Source organism: Microbacterium yannicii PS01 (genome assembly GCF_000304335.1).
GTDB classification, from domain to species: Bacteria; Actinomycetota; Actinomycetes; order Actinomycetales; family Microbacteriaceae; genus Microbacterium; species Microbacterium yannicii_A.
Window position 1 is genome coordinate 146,081 of the sequence record NZ_CAJF01000002.1, and the last position, 15,596, is coordinate 161,676.

The 15,596-nt window shown below is 69.9% G+C and carries 11 protein-coding genes; 5 read left to right on the forward strand and 6 right to left on the reverse strand.

What is annotated here, in order from left to right:
- Positions 1–18: 18 nt before the first annotated feature.
- Positions 19–2,229, reverse strand: coding sequence for a glycogen debranching protein GlgX (gene glgX / locus WYM_RS01980; protein WP_019179144.1), 2,211 nt, complete (start codon positions 2,227–2,229; stop codon positions 19–21).
- Between the two features lie 310 nt (positions 2,230–2,539).
- Between glgX and nirB the strand changes: the two genes are divergently transcribed.
- Genes nirB through WYM_RS02000 form a run of 4 tightly spaced genes read left to right on the forward strand, consistent with a single transcriptional unit; the run spans position 2,540 to position 7,438 of the window.
- Positions 2,540–5,119: a nitrite reductase large subunit NirB gene (nirB, locus tag WYM_RS01985; protein ID WP_026059473.1), complete on the forward strand. Its 2,580-nt coding sequence runs from the start codon at positions 2,540–2,542 to the stop codon at positions 5,117–5,119.
- Positions 5,116–5,514 (forward strand): nitrite reductase small subunit NirD, encoded by a 399-nt coding sequence (gene nirD, locus WYM_RS01990; RefSeq protein WP_019179146.1) that lies wholly within the window; start codon positions 5,116–5,118, stop codon positions 5,512–5,514. Before nirB ends, nirD begins: the two co-directional genes overlap by 4 nt.
- 14 nt (positions 5,515–5,528) lie before the next feature.
- Positions 5,529–6,290 carry a uroporphyrinogen-III C-methyltransferase gene (gene cobA, locus WYM_RS18985; RefSeq protein ID WP_040568964.1) on the forward strand — a complete coding sequence of 254 codons (762 nt, stop codon included), beginning with the start codon at positions 5,529–5,531 and terminating at the stop codon, positions 6,288–6,290.
- Positions 6,287–7,438 (forward strand): uroporphyrinogen-III synthase, encoded by a 1,152-nt coding sequence (locus WYM_RS02000; protein ID WP_019179148.1) that lies wholly within the window; start codon positions 6,287–6,289, stop codon positions 7,436–7,438. The genes cobA and WYM_RS02000 overlap by 4 nt, the downstream gene beginning before the upstream one ends.
- Positions 7,439–7,455: 17 nt before the next feature.
- Here WYM_RS02000 and trmD read toward each other — a convergent pair whose 3' ends face one another.
- A complete protein-coding gene (gene trmD, locus WYM_RS02005; RefSeq protein WP_019179149.1) occupies positions 7,456–8,163 on the reverse strand; it encodes a tRNA (guanosine(37)-N1)-methyltransferase TrmD in 708 nt (235 codons plus the stop codon).
- Between the two features lie 201 nt (positions 8,164–8,364).
- Between trmD and WYM_RS02010 the strand changes: the two genes are divergently transcribed.
- The gene (locus tag WYM_RS02010; RefSeq protein ID WP_019179150.1) at positions 8,365–9,804 is read left to right on the forward strand and encodes an MFS transporter; all 1,440 of its coding nucleotides are present in this window, start codon (positions 8,365–8,367) and stop codon (positions 9,802–9,804) included.
- Positions 9,805–9,880: 76 nt separating this feature from the next.
- Here the strand turns inward: WYM_RS02010 and WYM_RS02015 are convergent, their stop codons facing one another.
- From WYM_RS02015 to rpsP, 4 genes are all read right to left on the reverse strand, one after another.
- Complete coding sequence (locus tag WYM_RS02015) at positions 9,881–14,050, reverse strand: molybdopterin-dependent oxidoreductase (RefSeq protein ID WP_019179151.1); 4,170 nt, start codon at positions 14,048–14,050, stop codon at positions 9,881–9,883.
- 101 nt (positions 14,051–14,151) lie between these two features.
- Positions 14,152–14,835, reverse strand: coding sequence for a ribosome maturation factor RimM (gene rimM, locus WYM_RS02020; RefSeq protein ID WP_019179152.1), 684 nt, complete (start codon positions 14,833–14,835; stop codon positions 14,152–14,154).
- Between the two features lies 1 nt (position 14,836).
- Positions 14,837–15,067 carry an RNA-binding protein gene (locus WYM_RS02025; protein ID WP_019179153.1) on the reverse strand — a complete coding sequence of 77 codons (231 nt, stop codon included), beginning with the start codon at positions 15,065–15,067 and terminating at the stop codon, positions 14,837–14,839.
- A 4-nt stretch (positions 15,068–15,071) separates the two neighbouring features.
- The gene (gene rpsP, locus WYM_RS02030; protein ID WP_019179154.1) at positions 15,072–15,494 is read right to left on the reverse strand and encodes a 30S ribosomal protein S16; all 423 of its coding nucleotides are present in this window, start codon (positions 15,492–15,494) and stop codon (positions 15,072–15,074) included.
- Between the last annotated feature and the right edge of the window lie 102 nt (positions 15,495–15,596).

The following is a 15,596-nucleotide window of genomic DNA, read 5'->3' on the forward strand; positions in this document are numbered from 1 at the left end:
CTCACCTGCTTGCGCTCTTCAGCTGCTCGCCTCGGCCCGCGGCGCCGCGCCGCGCACCTCGTCCGCACCCGCCACGGTGTTGACCGAGAGGGAGGCCGCGACGGAGTGATCGACCTCGCGGTCCGGAAGCTCGTGCTCGCGCAGCACCATGAGCGACCTCGCAGGGAGCGACAGCGTCGCCCCCGGAGCCACCGGCTCGGTGTCGGCGAACTCGCCCGCCGTGTCGACGATGACATCCCACTCCGGGCTGAACTCGACGGCGGGGATCAGGAAATCCACCACGTCGTCCCCGGCGTTGAGGAGCACCATGAAGTGCTTGTCCGAGATCTGCTCGCCGCGCCGGTCGCGCTCGCGGATCCCGTCGCCGTTGAGGAAGACGCCGACGGCGCGACCGAAACCGGAGTCCCAGTCCTCCGGCTGCATCTGCGTGCCGTCCGGGCGCATCCAGACGATGTCGGGGATCGGCGCCCCCTCCTCGCGTCGCACCGGACGACCGTCGAAGAACCGGCGCCGACGGAACGTCGGGTGCTCGCGGCGCAGCCGGGCCAGCGCCGCGGTGAATTCGACGAGCGGCTGATCGGGCGCCGACCAATCCACCCAGGTGATCTCGTTGTCCTGCGCGTAGCCGTTGTTGTTGCCCTGCTGCGTGCGCCCCAGCTCATCGCCATGGAGCAGCATGGGCACCCCCTGCGAGAGCATGAGGGTTGCGATGAAGTTGCGCTGCTGGCGCGCGCGGAGCGTGAGCACGTCGGGGTCATCGGTGGGCCCCTCGACACCGCTGTTCCAGGAGCGATTGTCGTCCGCTCCGTCGTTGCCGTCCTCGCCGTTGGCCTCGTTGTGCTTCTCGTTGTACGACACGAGATCGCGCAGTGTGAACCCGTCATGGGCGGTGACGAAGTTGATGGATGCCACGGGCCGGCGCCCGGAATGCTCGTAGAGGTCGGCGGAGCCGGTGAGGCGCGAGGCGAACTCGCCGAGCGTGGCCGGCTCGCCACGCCAGAAGTCACGGACGGTATCGCGGTACTGCCCATTCCACTCCGTCCACTGGGGAGGGAAGTTGCCGACCTGGTAGCCGCCGGGACCGACGTCCCACGGCTCCGCGATGAGCTTGACCTGCGAGACCACCGGGTCCTGCTGCACGAGCTCGAAGAACGTCGCCAGCCGGTCGACCTCGTAGAACTCGCGCGCGAGGGTCGAGGCGAGGTCGAAGCGGAAGCCGTCGACGTGCATCTCGAGCACCCAGTACCGCAGCGAGTCCATGATCAGCTGCAGCGTGTGCGGATTGCCGACGTTGAGGCTGTTGCCGGTGCCGGTGTAGTCGGTGTAGTACCGCTTGTCCTCCTCCAGCCGGTAGTAGGCCTCGTTGTCGATGCCGCGCATCGACAGGGTCGGCCCGAGGTGGTTCCCCTCGGCGGTGTGGTTGTACACGACGTCGAGGATCACCTCGATGCCCGCGGCGTGCAGCGCCTTCACCATCCCCTTGAACTCCTGCACCTGCTGTCCGCGCTCCCCGCTCGAGGAGTACGTGTTCTGCGGTGCGAAGAAGGCGATGGTGTTGTAGCCCCAGTAGTTCGACAGGCCCTTCTCCTGAAGGATGGAGTCGTTGATGAACTGGTGGACCGGCATCAGCTCGATCGCGGTGACCCCGAGCTTCTGCAGATGCTCGATGATCGCAGGGTGCCCGATCGCGCTGTACGTCCCGCGGATCTCCTCGGGCACAGCGGGATGGAGCTTGGTCAAGCCGCGGACGTGGGCCTCGTAGATGAGCGTCTCGGAGTACGGGGTCTTCGGCAGGCGATCGCCGCTCCAGTCGAAGAACGGGTTGACGACGACGCCCATCATCTGCTGATGCGCCGAGTCCTCGTCGTTGCGGGAATCCGGGTCTCCGAAGTCGTAGCCGAACACCGACTGGCCCCACTTCACCTGCCCTTCGACCGCCTTGGCGTACGGGTCCAGGAGCAGCTTGTTCGGATTGAATCGCTTGCCCTCGCCCGGGTCGTTCGGCCCGTAGACGCGGTAGCCGTATCGCTGCCCGGGCTGCACGGTGGGCAGGTAGCCGTGGTGGACGAACGCATCGACGTCGAGGAGCTCGATCCGGGTCTCCTTGCCGCGGTCGTCGAAGAGGCAGAGCTCGACCCGCTCGGCGCACTCGCTGAAAATCGCGAAGTTGGTTCCGTTGCCGTCGAATGTCGCCCCGAGCGGGTAGGGGGAACCGGGCCAGATCTGCATACGACCTCCATATCAGGGGGGCCTTCACACTAGCGGCCCCCACGAAACGGAAGCCGGGGGTGGCGGAATCGGCGTCCCGTGGTCTATGAGAGCGTGCTCGCGGACCTCACATCGCGGGATCCGGGGGTGTGAGAGAAACGTTCGCTCGGGGAAACCGGGCGCGACCCGGAGGTGAAACACCGCGCTCGTAACGTCGCAGGCACCGAGAGACCACCGTCGATCAGGAGCAGCCATGACCAACCCTGACACCGTCAAGAGCCGGAAACATGGCGCTGACGCCGCCGCAACATCGCCCGCGTACCGTGGCGACATGGAGACCGCCCCTGCCCTCGGGACGCATGTCGTCGTCGTAGGCGCGGGCATGGTCGCGCACCGGTTCGTCGAGAGCCTCCTCAGCCGGGCGGGCGAGCAGTGGCGCATCACGCTCATCGGCGAAGAGGATCGGCACCCGTACGACCGGGTGGGGCTCACGGGGTTCTTCGGCGGGGCCACCACCGACGACCTGACTCTCGACCGCAGCGTCTTCGAAGACGAGCGGATCCGGTTCCTGCGCGGCGATGCCGTCTCGCGCATCGACCGCTCAGCTCGACGCGTCACGACCAGGCACGGCACGAGCCTCGCCTACGACCGCCTCGTGCTGGCCACCGGATCGTACGCCGCCAAGCTCGCCGTCGACGGCTTCGGCCTGGAGGGGTGCTTCGTCTACCGCACTCTCGATGACGTGGAACGGCTCCGGTCGTTCGTCCAGCGTCGGAGCGCCGAGCTCGGACGCCCCCTCGTGGGAACCGTCATCGGCGGCGGACTGCTCGGGCTGGAAGCCGCGGGTGCTCTGCAGGGACTGGACGTCGACTGCACGGTCGTGCAGTCGTCCGACCGGCTCATGTCGGCCCAGCTCGATCTTCCCGCGGGCGACGCCCTGCGCCGGCTCATCGAGTCGCGCGGGATCACGGTGAAGACCGGCGCGGTCACGACCCGGCTCGACCCGGACCGCACGGGCCAGGTGACGGGTCTGGAGTTCCGCGACGGCGAGTACGCGCGCACCGATGTCGTGGTGTTCACGGTCGGCGTGCGGCCACGCGACGAGCTCGCCCGCGCGGCCGATCTCGAAGTCGACCCGCGCGGGGGCGTGCTGATCGACGCCGGCTGCCAGACATCCGACCCGCGCATCCTCGCCATCGGCGAGGTCGCGAACTACGACGGCGCATGCGTCGGCCTGGTGGCCCCCGGCTACGCCATGGCCGAGGTCGCCGCCACCCGCCTGCTCGGCGGAGAGGCGAGCTTCCCCGGCTACGACCTGTCGACGAAGCTCAAGCTCTCGGGTGTCGATGTGGCCAGCTTCGGCGACGCCTTCGCCGAGACGCCCGGCGCCCTGGACGTCGTCTACGCCGATCCCGTAGCGGGTGTGTACAAGAAGCTGGTGCTCTCGGACGACGCCAAGACGCTCCTGGGCGGGATCCTCGTCGGCGACGCATCGGCTTACGGCGCCCTGCGCCCCCTCGTCGGCGGCGCGCTCGGCGGCGACCCCGCCGCCTACCTGATGCCGGAGGGCGGCGTCGCCGCTCCCACCGGCGACCTCCCCGACGAGGCGCTGGTGTGCTCGTGCAACAGCGTCACGGCAGGCACCATCCGAAGTGCCGTGCACGATGAGGGGTGCACGGATGTCGCGGACGTGAAGGCCTGCACGAAGGCCGGTGCGGCATGCGGATCGTGCGTGATGATGGTGAAGAAGATCGTCGGCAGCGAACTGGCGAAATCCGGCGCCGCCCTCAGCAACGCCATCTGCGAGCACTTCGACATGTCGCGGCGGCAGCTGTTCGACGCCGTCCGCGTATCTGGCCTCGCCACCTTCAGCGCCGTCATCGAGCGCTTCGGAACCGGGCGCGGGTGCGATATCTGCAAGCCCGCACTCGCCAGCATCCTGTCGACGCTGGTGCGCGGACACGTGCTCGACGGCGAGAACGCCACTCTTCAGGACACCAACGACCACGTCATGGCCAACCTGCAGAAGGACGGCAGCTACTCGGTCGTGCCGCGCATCCCCGGAGGTGAGATCACCCCGGAAGGGCTCCTGGTCATCGGGCAGGTGGCGAAGGACTTCGGGCTCTACACGAAGATCACCGGCGGCCAGCGCATCGACATGTTCGGGGCGCGGCTGGAGCAGCTTCCCGACATCTGGAAGCGCCTCGTCGAAGCCGGCTTCGAGTCCGGTCACGCCTACGGCAAGTCGCTGCGCACCGTGAAGTCCTGCGTCGGGTCGACATGGTGCCGGTACGGCGTGCAGGACTCGGTCGGGATGGCCGTCCAGCTCGAGCTCCGCTACCGCGGCCTGCGGTCCCCGCACAAGATCAAGCTCGGCGTCTCGGGATGCGCGCGCGAGTGCGCCGAGGCACGGGGCAAGGACGTCGGCGTGATCGCCACCGAGGCCGGCTGGAACATGTACGTCGGCGGCAACGGCGGATTCACCCCCCGCCATGCGGTGCTCCTGGCCGAAGGCCTCAGCGACGACGAGCTGCTCACGGCCATCGACCGGTTCCTGATGTACTACATCTTCACGGCCGACCGCCTGCAGCGCACGGCCCCGTGGTTCGAGGACCTCGACGGCGGGGTGGAGGGGCTCCGCGCGGTCATCTTCGACGACAGCCTCGGCATCTGCGGCGACCTCGACGCCGCCATGGCGGCCCACATCGGCGCCTACGAGGACGAGTGGAAGGCGACGCTCGAAGACCCCGACAAGCTGCGGCGCTTCGCATCGTTCGTGAACGCGCCCACCACCCCCGACCCCTCGCTCGCCTACACCGCAGAGCGGGGTCAGCCCCGTCCTGCGACCGAAGGCGAGCGCACCGACTCGCGCGTCCTCGTCGCGGGCACGACCCTGGAGGTGCGCCGATGACCCTCGTCGATCCAGACACCACGGAGTACATCGCCCCGGCCGGCTGGGTGCGCGTGTGCGCACTCGACGACCTCGAGATCGAGCGCGGCCGCGCGGCGCTGCTGGGCGGCACCCAGATCGCCCTCTTCCTGCTTCACGGTCGGGAAGGGACAAGCGGACGCGTTCACGCCGTGTCGAACTTCGACCCGTACAGCCGCGCGAACGTCATCTCCCGCGGCATCGTCGGTACGCGACAGGACGCCCCGACCGTGGCCTCGCCCATGTTCAAGCAGGTCTTCGACCTGAGGACGGGCGCCTGCCTGGACACGCAGGGCAAGGAGCCGCGGTCGCTGCAAGTGTGGCCGGTCGCCCTCGACCAGGGGCACGTGCTCGTGAGCTGGGACGGTGAGCGATGACGCGGCAGGGCAGGATGGGACGCGTGGATCTCGTCGGCGGCGGCCCCGGACCCGTCGATCTCATGACGGTCCGTGCCTGGCGGCTGCTCGCCGAGGCGGACGTCGTGGTGATGGACCGCCTGGGTCCCACCGACATCCGCTCCCACCTCGCACCGGATGTCGAGATCATCGACGTCGGCAAGCTCCCGGGGCATCACCCCGTCCCGCAGCACGAGATCAACGCGATCCTGGTCGACCGGGCCCGCAGCGGCAAGCGCGTCGTCCGCCTGAAGGGCGGAGATCCGTTCGTCTTCGGCCGAGGCGGGGAGGAAGTGGCCGCGTGCGTCGCGGCGGGTGTTCCCGTCGATGTCGTTCCCGGCGTCACCAGTGCCGTCGCCGTCCCCGAAGCCGCGGGCATCCCCGTGACCCACCGCGGGATCGCCTCCGCGGTCCACATCGTCAACGGCCAGTCCGAGGTGACCCCCGCCACACTCGCGGCGCTCGGCGATGCCGCCGTGACCACGGTCATCCTGATGGGGGTCGGCGCCCTCCCGCGTCTGGTGGCCGACGCGCTGCGCGCCGGCGTGCCGGGATCCCGCCCGGTGGCGATCGTCGAGCGCGGGCACCACGCCGACCAGCGCACGACGCGCACCACGCTGGGTGCGGTGGTCCTCGAGGCGGGACGCATCGGCGTGCGCAACCCGGCCGTCGTCGTCGTCGGCGACGTCGCCCGCGCCGGTCTGCTGATCCCCGACCTCCTCCCCGAGCATGCGCTGGCGGGTGACACCTCCCTGTGAGCTCCACCCACGAACGGCCCGTCCTCTCGGCGGCACTGGACGGCTGCACCATCGTGATCGCGGTCGATCGGCGCTCGTCCGAGCTCGCGGCCGCCCTCGAGCGGCACGGAGCGCAGGTGCGCCACGCCCCCGCGCTCACGATCGTGCCCCATATCGACGACGATGCGCTGATCGCGGCGACGCGCGAGCTCATCTCCCGCGCTCCCGACATCGTCGTGGTCACCACGGGTGTCGGATTCCGCGGATGGATGGAGGCCGCCGACGAGGCGGGGCTCCTCGACGAGCTGCAGGAAGCGCTCGCCGGTGCCCAGATCGTGGCTCGCGGGCCCAAGGCGCGAGGCGCCATCCAGCAGGCCGGGCTCACTGCCGACTGGGTCGCCGAGTCCGAGACGTCGACCGAGCTCGGCGAGTACCTCCTCGCCGAAGGCGTCGGCGGCCGCAGGATCGCGGTTCAGCATCACGGCTCGGGCGCCGACGGACTCGACGAGCTCTTCGAGGGCGCCGACGCCGACGTGGTCAGTCTGACCGTCTATCGCTGGGGCCCGCCGCCCGATCCGGCCGTCGTCTCGCGCTCGGTGACGACGACCGCTCAGGGCGAGGTCGACGCCGTGCTGTTCACGTCCGCACCGGGTGCCGCGGAATGGATCGCCGCTGCCCGTCGCGAGGGCGTGCTCTCCGACATCGTGGAGCTCACGACCCACGGTCGGCTGCTGATGGCCTCGGTAGGCCCCATCACCGCCGCTCCGCTGCGCAGCGCCGGCATCGAGCCGCTCGTGGCGGAGCGGGGCCGCCTCGGCTCGCTCGTCCGTGCGGTGGTCACCCACTTCGGCGGCGGGCACGCCGCTTCGCTGCCGACGGTGGCGGGGCGACTGGAGCTTCGCAGCAGCGGCGTCGTGATCGACGGTCGCCACGTGCCACTGTCACGCACGGGGATCGACATCCTCGCCGCGCTCTTCGACGCGGGCGGCGGCGTCGTCTCGCGGCCCCGGCTGCAGAACGCACTCCCCCGGTCGGGAGAGAACACGCACGCCGTCGAGATGGCGGTCGCGCGTCTGCGTGAGGCGATCGGGGCGCCCGAGCTCATCAAGACCGTGGTCAAGCGCGGCTATCGGCTCAACGTGCTCGATCCGTCCGAAGCCCCGGCCTGACGGAGATCGTCCGGCGCTCAGTCGGTGGCACCGCCGGCGTGCTCCTCGATCCCGAGCAGATCCGGACGGTGCGCGCGCGTGCGCTGCAGGCTCTGATCCCGGCGCCACGCCGCGATCGCGCCGTGATTGCCGCTGAGAAGCACCGGAGGTACCTCGAGGTCGCGCCAGACCGCGGGCTTCGTGTAGCTCGGGTATTCCAGCATCCCGAGTTCGTGCGACTCCTCGACCAGGCTCTCGGGGTTGCCGACCACGCCCGGGATCAGCCGCGAGACCGCCTCGATGACCGCCATCGCCGCGACCTCGCCGCCGTTGAGGACGTAGTCCCCCAGGCTCACCAGGCGTACCCGGCCGCGCTCTGCGTAGTGGTCAACGACGCGCTGATCGATTCCCTCGTACCGTCCGCACGCGAAGACGAGGTGGCTCTCCTGCGCCAACTGCCGTGCCAGGGGCTGCGAGAACAGCTCGCCGGCCGGCGACGGCACGATGAGCACGGCGTCGTCATCGAGGAGTGCGTCCAGCGCCTCGCCCCACGGCTCCGGCTTCATGACCATCCCGGCGCCGCCTCCGTAAGGCGTGTCGTCCACGGTGCGGTGGCGATCGTGCGTCCAGGTCCGCAGATCGTGGACGTGCATGTCGAGGATGCCGCGGTCCCGGGCCTTGCCGATGAGCGAGACGCCGAGCACATCGAAGAACGTCGGAAAGATCGTGACGATGTCGACGCGCATGGTCTCGAGACTACAACCGGGCCGCGGGCGCACCCGCCCGGCCGCCGGCGCCGGACGGCGTGTTTCGAACGCATGACGGGAGGCTAACCACGCCGGCCGACGGCCCGTGAGAGGGAAGTGACCGAGAGGTAACCACGGGGGTCTCGGGCCGGAAACACCCCGTACATAACGTGAAGTCATACTCACCCTCAGGGAGGCGTCATGACCACGACCGTCACTCCGTCCACGACGGATGCCGCAGCTCCACCCCCCACCACCGCGCCGGCCGGCACCTCCGGCTCCGTCACTCTCACCCACCGCCCCGGTCGCTGGATCGATGGCTGGAATCCCGAGGACGGCGACTTCTGGAAGTCGCGGGGCCGCGCGATCGCCCGCCGCAATCTGGGCTGGTCGATCTTCGCCGAGTTCCTCGGATTCATCATCTGGCAGCTGTGGAGCATCGTCGTCGTGATGCTGCCCGCTGCGGGCTTCCAGCTCACCAGCTCTGAGTCGTTCTGGCTCATCTCGCTTCCCAGCCTCGTCGGCGCGACGCTCCGCTTCCCGTACACGTTCATGGTCGCCATCTTCGGAGGCCGCAACTGGACGATCGTCTCGGCAGGTCTGCTGCTCATCCCGGCCGTGCTCCTCGGAATCGTCGTGTCGAATCCCGAGACCCCGTTCGGAATTCTGCTGCTGGTGGCCGCTCTCGGCGGCGTCGGCGGCGGCAACTTCGCCAGCTCGATGGCGAACATCACCTACTTCTTCCCTCAGCAGGAGAAGGGCTGGGCGCTGGGCCTGAACGCGGCCGGCGGGAACCTCGGCACGTCGGTCGCCCAGTTCGCCGTGCCGATCGCCGTGACCATCGGAGCCGGCGCGACCCTCAACATCTCACTGGCCGGCTGGATGTGGATACCGCTGATCCTGCTGGCGATGTGGGGTGCGTGGCGCTACATGGACAATCTGTCGTCGGCCACGGCGGACTTCGCCGGCTCCGCGGCGGCCCTGCGTGAACCGCACCTGTGGCTCATGGCCGTGCTGTACATCGGGACGTTCGGCTCGTTCATCGGGTTCGCCAGTGTCTTCCCCAAGCTCATCGCGGATCAGTTCCCGGAGTTCTCGACGCTTCAGGTCGGTCAAGCCGCCGTCTCGCTGGCGTTCCTGGGGGCCCTCGTCGGGTCGCTCGCCCGCCCGTACGGCGGGAAGCTCGCCGATCGCTTCGGCGGGGCGCGGGTGACGGTGTGCGCGTTCGCGGTGATGGCCCTGGGCGCGCTCGGCCTGATCTGGACGCTCCCGCTCCAGAGCTTCTGGGTGTTCCTGGGCTGCTTCCTGGTGCTCTTCGCAGCCACCGGCATGGGCAACGGGTCGACGTACCGCATGATCCCGAGCATCTTCGCGGCGCGGGGCCTGGCCCGGGGCATCGCACCGGGCACCCCCGATGCGATCAAGGTGCAACGCAAGTCGGCGGCCGCGCTCGGGCTCATCTCGGCGATCGGCGCCTACGGCGGCTTCCTCGTCCCGCAGGTGCTGAACGCCTCGCAGCTGTCGACCGGCGGCTACACGGCCGCGTTCTACGGCTTCGTCGCCGCCTACGTCGCCCTGCTGCTGGTCACACTGCTGGTGTACGTCATCCCGCGGGCCTCGCTCGCCCATCAGCGCATCTAGATCCCGCGACGCCAGAAGGAGCGGATGCCTCACCCCGAGGCATCCGCTCCTTCTTCGGCTGCGGCGGGAGGCGCTGTCAGTAGACGTCGCGGGCGTACCGCTTGTCGGTCACGAGACGCTGCTTGTACTCCATCGCCGCCTCCTCCGACATGCCGCCGTGCTGCTGGATGATCGCCAGGAGCGCCTGATCGACGTCCTTCGCCATCCGGATCGCGTCGCCGCACACGTAGAGGTGGGCGCCGTCCTCGAGCCAGCGCCACACGTGCGCTCCGTGCTCGCGCATGCGGTCCTGCACGTAGATCTTCTGGCGCTGATCCCGCGAGAACGCGAGATCGAGCCGCGTGAGCAGGCCGTCCTCCCGCATCGCCTCGAACTCGTCGCGATAGTAGAAGTCGCTCGCCTCGTGCTGCTCGCCGAAGAACAGCCAGTTGCGGCCGGTGTGGCCGTCGGCGCGCCGGTCGTGCAGGAATCCTCGGAACGGGGCGACGCCGGTGCCTGGTCCGACCATGATCATCGGCACGTCCGAGGCGCGGGGCGGGCGGAAGCCCGGCGACCGCTGCAGGAAGACCGGTGCCGCACTGCCGTCGCCGTCGGCCAGGAAGGACGAGCACACGCCGCCCCTCGCCCGTCCCGCCTCCGTGCGGAAACGCACCACCGAGACGGTGAGCTCGACCGTGTCGCGGTCGGCCTTGGGACTCGAAGAGATCGAGTACTGCCGCGGCTGGAGACGCTTGAGAGCCGCCACCCACTCGCCGGCGGATGCGCGCACCGGGAAGTCGCGCACGATGTCGACGGACTGCAGGCTCCAGAGGAACTGTTCGAGCCTGCCCTTGTTCTCCCGGCGCAGGAGTCCCGCGAGCGTGCTGTCGCCGCTGCGATCGGCGACGAACCGGAGGAAGTCCGCATGGGGCTTCGTGAGGTCCAGACGGTGGCGCAGCGCGTCGATGAACGTGCGCTCCTCCCCGTCGATCTCGACGACCGTTCCCGGCGCGATGCCGGTCGCGTCCAGCCACTCGGCCACGACGCCCGGGCTGTTCGCGCAGACCACGCCGAGGGCGTCGCCCGCCTCGTACACGGCGCCGGAGTCGGCGATGTCGAACCCCAGCCGACGCACCTCCTTCTGCGACCCGTGCCCGCTGAGGAGCTCGTTCCGCACGAGGGCGGCACGCACGGGGTTCGCGCGGGTGAACAGTCGCCGGGTCGCCGGAGCGGCGTCCACGGCGGTGGCCGGGGACGCGGCATCCGCTCCCTCGAGGAGAACGTCGAGGGCCTGCGCGAGCCAGGCGGCCGCGTGCTCTTCGAAGTCGGGTTCCAGATCCACGCGCGCCATGAGGGGCGTCGCGCCGAGCTCTCTCAGTCGATCGTCGATCTTGCGCCCGTGCCCGCAGAAGTCGTCGTAGTTCGAGTCGCCCATCGCCAGGACGGCGTAGCGCAGCTCCGACAGCGAGGGCGCTCCCTCGGCAGACAGCTCGTTCCAGAAGCCGGCGCCGTTGTCGGGCGGGTCGCCGTCGCCGAAGGTCGAAGTGATGACGAGGAGCCGCCGTACCGCGGCCAGCTCCGGCGGCCGGAGGTCTGCCATGCTCACCGCGCGCGCCGCGAGACCGCGAGCTTTCAGCGCAGCCCCCACCGTGGCGGCGAACTCCTCGGCGTTGCCGGTCTGTGACGCCCACAGCACGACCACCTCATCCGCGGCGGACTCCGAGGCATCCGCCGATCCCGCGACCGACGTGCGCGAGTACGCGCCGGCGAGCACGCCGTCGAACCACGCCCGGGTGAGGGCCGCGAGGGGCGCCTCGGCGGGAAGGACCGGCACGGTGCCGGCGGCCGGCGGGCCGGAGCGCACGCTCGAGAGGAACCCGGCGAGGTACGCACCCTCTGTGTCGGAGAGCGTCGGCACCGCGCCGATGTCGACGCCGGCACGCGCGAGCGCGCGCTCGGCGGAAGCGGGATCGCCGGCGGCCGGCGGTGCTGTCGCCGCGCCGCCGTCGGCCTCGACCGCCGATGCGGGTCCCACTCGCCGCAACGTCACCGCGGCGTACTTCAGCTCGGGCTGCGCCGAGAACTCGTCCACCGCGTCGCTGGTGACGGCGTTGACCGTCACGTATTCGCCATGCTCGTCGTTCCAGTGGAACGGTGCGAACAGGTTGCCGGGCCGCACGCGGTCGCTCACCACCGCCGGTGCCACGAACCGACCGCGTCTGGACGAGACCTCGATCTCATCCCCGCCGACGATGCCGTGGCGGGCGGCGTCGTCGGGGTGCACCTCGAGGAACGGCCCCGGATTGAGCCTGGTCAGCTTGGCCACCTTGCCGGTCTTCGTCATGGTGTGCCACTGATGCTGCAGGCGCCCGGTGTTGAGAACCCAGGGGTAGTCGTCATCCGGCAGCTCGGCAGGCGCCAGGTGCGGTCGAGGCAGGAACTGTGCGCGCCGGGACGGCGTGGCGAACGCGAGGTCGGGTGCATCGCCATCATCGCCGACGTGCAGCGTCTGGCTCACACCGTCGTTGACGTACCGGATCGGATGCCGGGTCTCCGTGTCGCCGGGCGGCGCCGGCCACTGCACCGGGGTCTCGCGCAGGCGCTCGTACGTCACCCCGCGCAGGTCCCATCCGGTCTGCGGGTTCCAGAAGCGGCGGATCTCGTCGAAGACCTCTTCGGCGGAGCCGTAGGCGAAGCCGTCCTCGAAGCCCATGGCCCGCGCGACACGGCAGATCATCAGCCAGTCGGGCAGTGCGTCGCCCGGCGCGGTAAGGACTTCCTGCACGAGCGTCAGCGTGCGATCGCTGCTGACGGTGACGCCGTCGGATTCGACCCAGAGCGTGGCGGGCAGAAGGATGTCGGCATAGGCGTTGGTCGCGGTCTCGGTGTAGACATCCTGCGCGATCACCAGCTCCGCCCGCTCGAGCGCTTCGATGACCGTGCGCCGGTTCGCCACGGAGGCGACGGGGTTGGTGCAGATGATCCACGCGGCCTTGATCTCGCCGTCGGCCATGCGCCGGTACATGTCGATCGTGCCGCTGCCGGCCTCGGCGCGGATCGCGCCCGGTTCCAGCTCCCACACCTGTTCGACGAATGCGCGATCCGCCGGGCTGAAAACCGCCCGCTGCCCGGGCAGACCCGGACCCATGTAGCCCATCTCGCGGCCGCCCATCGCGTTGGGCTGTCCCGTCAGTGAGAACGGTCCGCTCCCCGGGCGGCAGATGGCGCCGGTGGCCAGATGCAGATTGCAGATGGCGTTGGTGCTCCACGTGCCGTGCGTGGACTGGTTCAGACCCATCGTCCACAACGTCATCCACTCGCCGGCCTCACCGATCCATCTCGCCGCGGTGCGGATGTCGTCCTCAGCCAGTCCGGTGATCTCGGCGACCCGCGCCGGCGGGTAGTCCGCGAGGAACGCGGGCATCTGCTCCCACCCCTCGGTGTGCGCGGCGATGAACGACTCGTCGATGTCGCCCGCCTCCACGAGCAGGTGGAGCAGGCCGTTCAGCAGCGCGAGATCGGTGCCGGGGGCGATCTGCAGGTAGAGGTCGGCTCGCTCCGCCGTCGCGGTCCGGCGAGGATCCACGACGATGAGGCGCGCCCCCTGCTTCAGCCGATCGGCCATGCGCAGGAAGAGGATGGGATGGCAGTCCGCCGCGTTCGACCCGATGACGAAGAAGAGGTCGGCACGGTCGAAGTCCTCATACGAGCCGGGCGGCCCGTCGGCGCCGAGCGACTGCTTGTAGCCGGTTCCGGCCGAGGCCATGCACAGCCGCGAGTTCGACTCGAGGTGGATGCCGCGGACGTATCCCTTGACGAGCTTGTTCGCGAGGTACTGCGCCTCCACGCTCATCTGCCCCGAGACGTAGAGCGCGATGGCATCGGGCCCGTGCTCGTCGAGGATCGCACGCAGCCGCCGTCCGGCGTCCGTCACCGCCGCGTCGAGAGGCACCGGCACGGCGTCCTCGCCGCGGGCGCGCCGCACGTGCGCCGACGTCATCCGGCCCGGCGCCGCCATGAGCTCGGCGTGCGTGGCGCCCTTGGTGCAGAGACGTCCATGGTTGGTCGGGTGCGTCGCGTCGCCCGCCACCTTCGAGATCGTGAGCGGATGCCCCGGCCCCGCGGGTGTGGCGGTGACGGTGACGCCGCAGCCGACGCCGCAGTAGGAGCACACGGTCTTGACGGTGCTGAGCGGCAGAGGCGCACCGGAGTGCGCCTCGTCGGACGGCCGGGTGACCGGCTGCCCGGAACGACCTGCTGCACCCATGCCCCCGATGATCCGGCACGGAGGTTCCGGGACCTTTCCCGCCGTGTTTCCCGCAGGTCACATCTGCTGCACGCGGGGCGACCGCGCGAAGTGAGCGGCGGTCAGTCCTCGTCCGGCGCGCCGGCGCCCTCTGTGTCGGATTCCGCGCGCGGTGCGGGCTCGTCGCCCGCCTCGGCGGGAAGATCCTCGAACAGACCGGCCGGCGGCGTCACGACGACACGGCCACCGGGGACATCCACCTCGGGGACAATCGCCTTGACGAACGGCACCAGGATCTCATCGTCGCTCGAGCCGGCGGCCGGCCGCACGATGAGCAGGTCCTGCGCGGGGAGGTGATCGACGCGGACGACGCGGCCCACGACAGCACCGTCGCGCACGACGTCGAGGCCGACGAGCTGGTGGTCGAACCAGGCGTCGTCTTCGGTGGGGGCCGCCTCGGGATCCTGGTCGACCCACAGGATGGCGCGGACGAGCTCTTCGGCACCGGCGCGATCGTCCACGCCTTCGAAGAAGGCGACGGGATGGGTGTTCATCCACCGGAACTCGCGAACGGTCAGCGGCTTGCCGTGCCATGGAGACGACTCGGGCACCTGCAGGGTGAACGTGGCGCCCGGGACGAAGCGCCCCTCGGGGTCGTCGGTGTAGAGCTCGAGCTTCAAGGCGCCCTTGAGTCCGTGCGCCTTGACCAGTCGGCCGACGCGGAGCTGCGTCTTGCCGACGGGTGCGGGAACTTTCGCGGGCTTCGATGCAGCGTCCTGCTGCGCCTCGCGGTCTTCTTGCGACACCTCAGTCGTCCGCGACGTCGACGCGGACGCGGCGCCCGTCCCCGAGGGCGCTGATCAGGGTGCGCAGGGCCCTGGCCGTACGGCCGCCGCGCCCGATCACGCGACCCCGGTCATCGGGGTGGACGTGAACCTCGAGGACATCGCCGCGAGGGGATGTCGAGGAGTCGATGCGGACGTCATCCGGGTGATCGACGATCCCCTTGATGACGTGCTCGAGCGCGGCGGCGAGCAACGGACTACGCCTCGGTGGACTCGGCGGCCGCGTCGGTCGCCTCGTCGGCGGGAGCCTCGACGGGCTCCGCCTTCTTCTCGGCCTTGGGCTTGACGACCGACTTCTTGGCACCGTCGATCTCGAACGCCGGCTTGGCCTCGGCGGTCTTCACCGTCGAGACGGCGTTCTTGTCGCCCTTGAAGGTTCCCCAGTCGCCGGTCAGCTTGAGGATGGCACGCACCTGCTCGGTCGGCTGGGCGCCGACGCCGAGCCAGTACTGCGCACGCTCGGAGTCGACCTCGATGAACGAGGGCTCCTCGGTGGGGTGGTACTTGCCGATCTCCTCGATGACACGACCATCGCGCTTGGTGCGCGAGTCGGCCACGACGATGCGGTAGTAGGGCGCACGGATCTTGCCGAGGCGCTTGAGACGGATCTTGACAGCCACGATTCTCCTGAATGTGTGGAAGGAACGAACCTTGTCGCCTGGAGCGTGGGGTGCACACCCGGCGGAAGCTCTGAGGAGGAACGACGCGCTGGATAGAGGGTC

What these genes read in the sequence shown, in the direction of transcription:
- glgX (WP_019179144.1), bottom strand. Translation starts at nt 2,229, where the DNA reads ATGCAGATCTGGCCCGGTTCCCCCTACCCGCTCGGGGCGACATTCGAC.
- nirB (WP_026059473.1), top strand. Translation starts at nt 2,540, where the DNA reads ATGGAGACCGCCCCTGCCCTCGGGACGCATGTCGTCGTCGTAGGCGCG.
- nirD (WP_019179146.1), top strand. Translation starts at nt 5,116, where the DNA reads ATGACCCTCGTCGATCCAGACACCACGGAGTACATCGCCCCGGCCGGC.
- cobA (WP_040568964.1), top strand. Translation starts at nt 5,529, where the DNA reads ATGGGACGCGTGGATCTCGTCGGCGGCGGCCCCGGACCCGTCGATCTC.
- trmD (WP_019179149.1), bottom strand. Translation starts at nt 8,163, where the DNA reads ATGCGCGTCGACATCGTCACGATCTTTCCGACGTTCTTCGATGTGCTC.
- WYM_RS02010 (WP_019179150.1), top strand. Translation starts at nt 8,365, where the DNA reads ATGACCACGACCGTCACTCCGTCCACGACGGATGCCGCAGCTCCACCC.
- WYM_RS02015 (WP_019179151.1), bottom strand. Translation starts at nt 14,050, where the DNA reads ATGGGTGCAGCAGGTCGTTCCGGGCAGCCGGTCACCCGGCCGTCCGAC.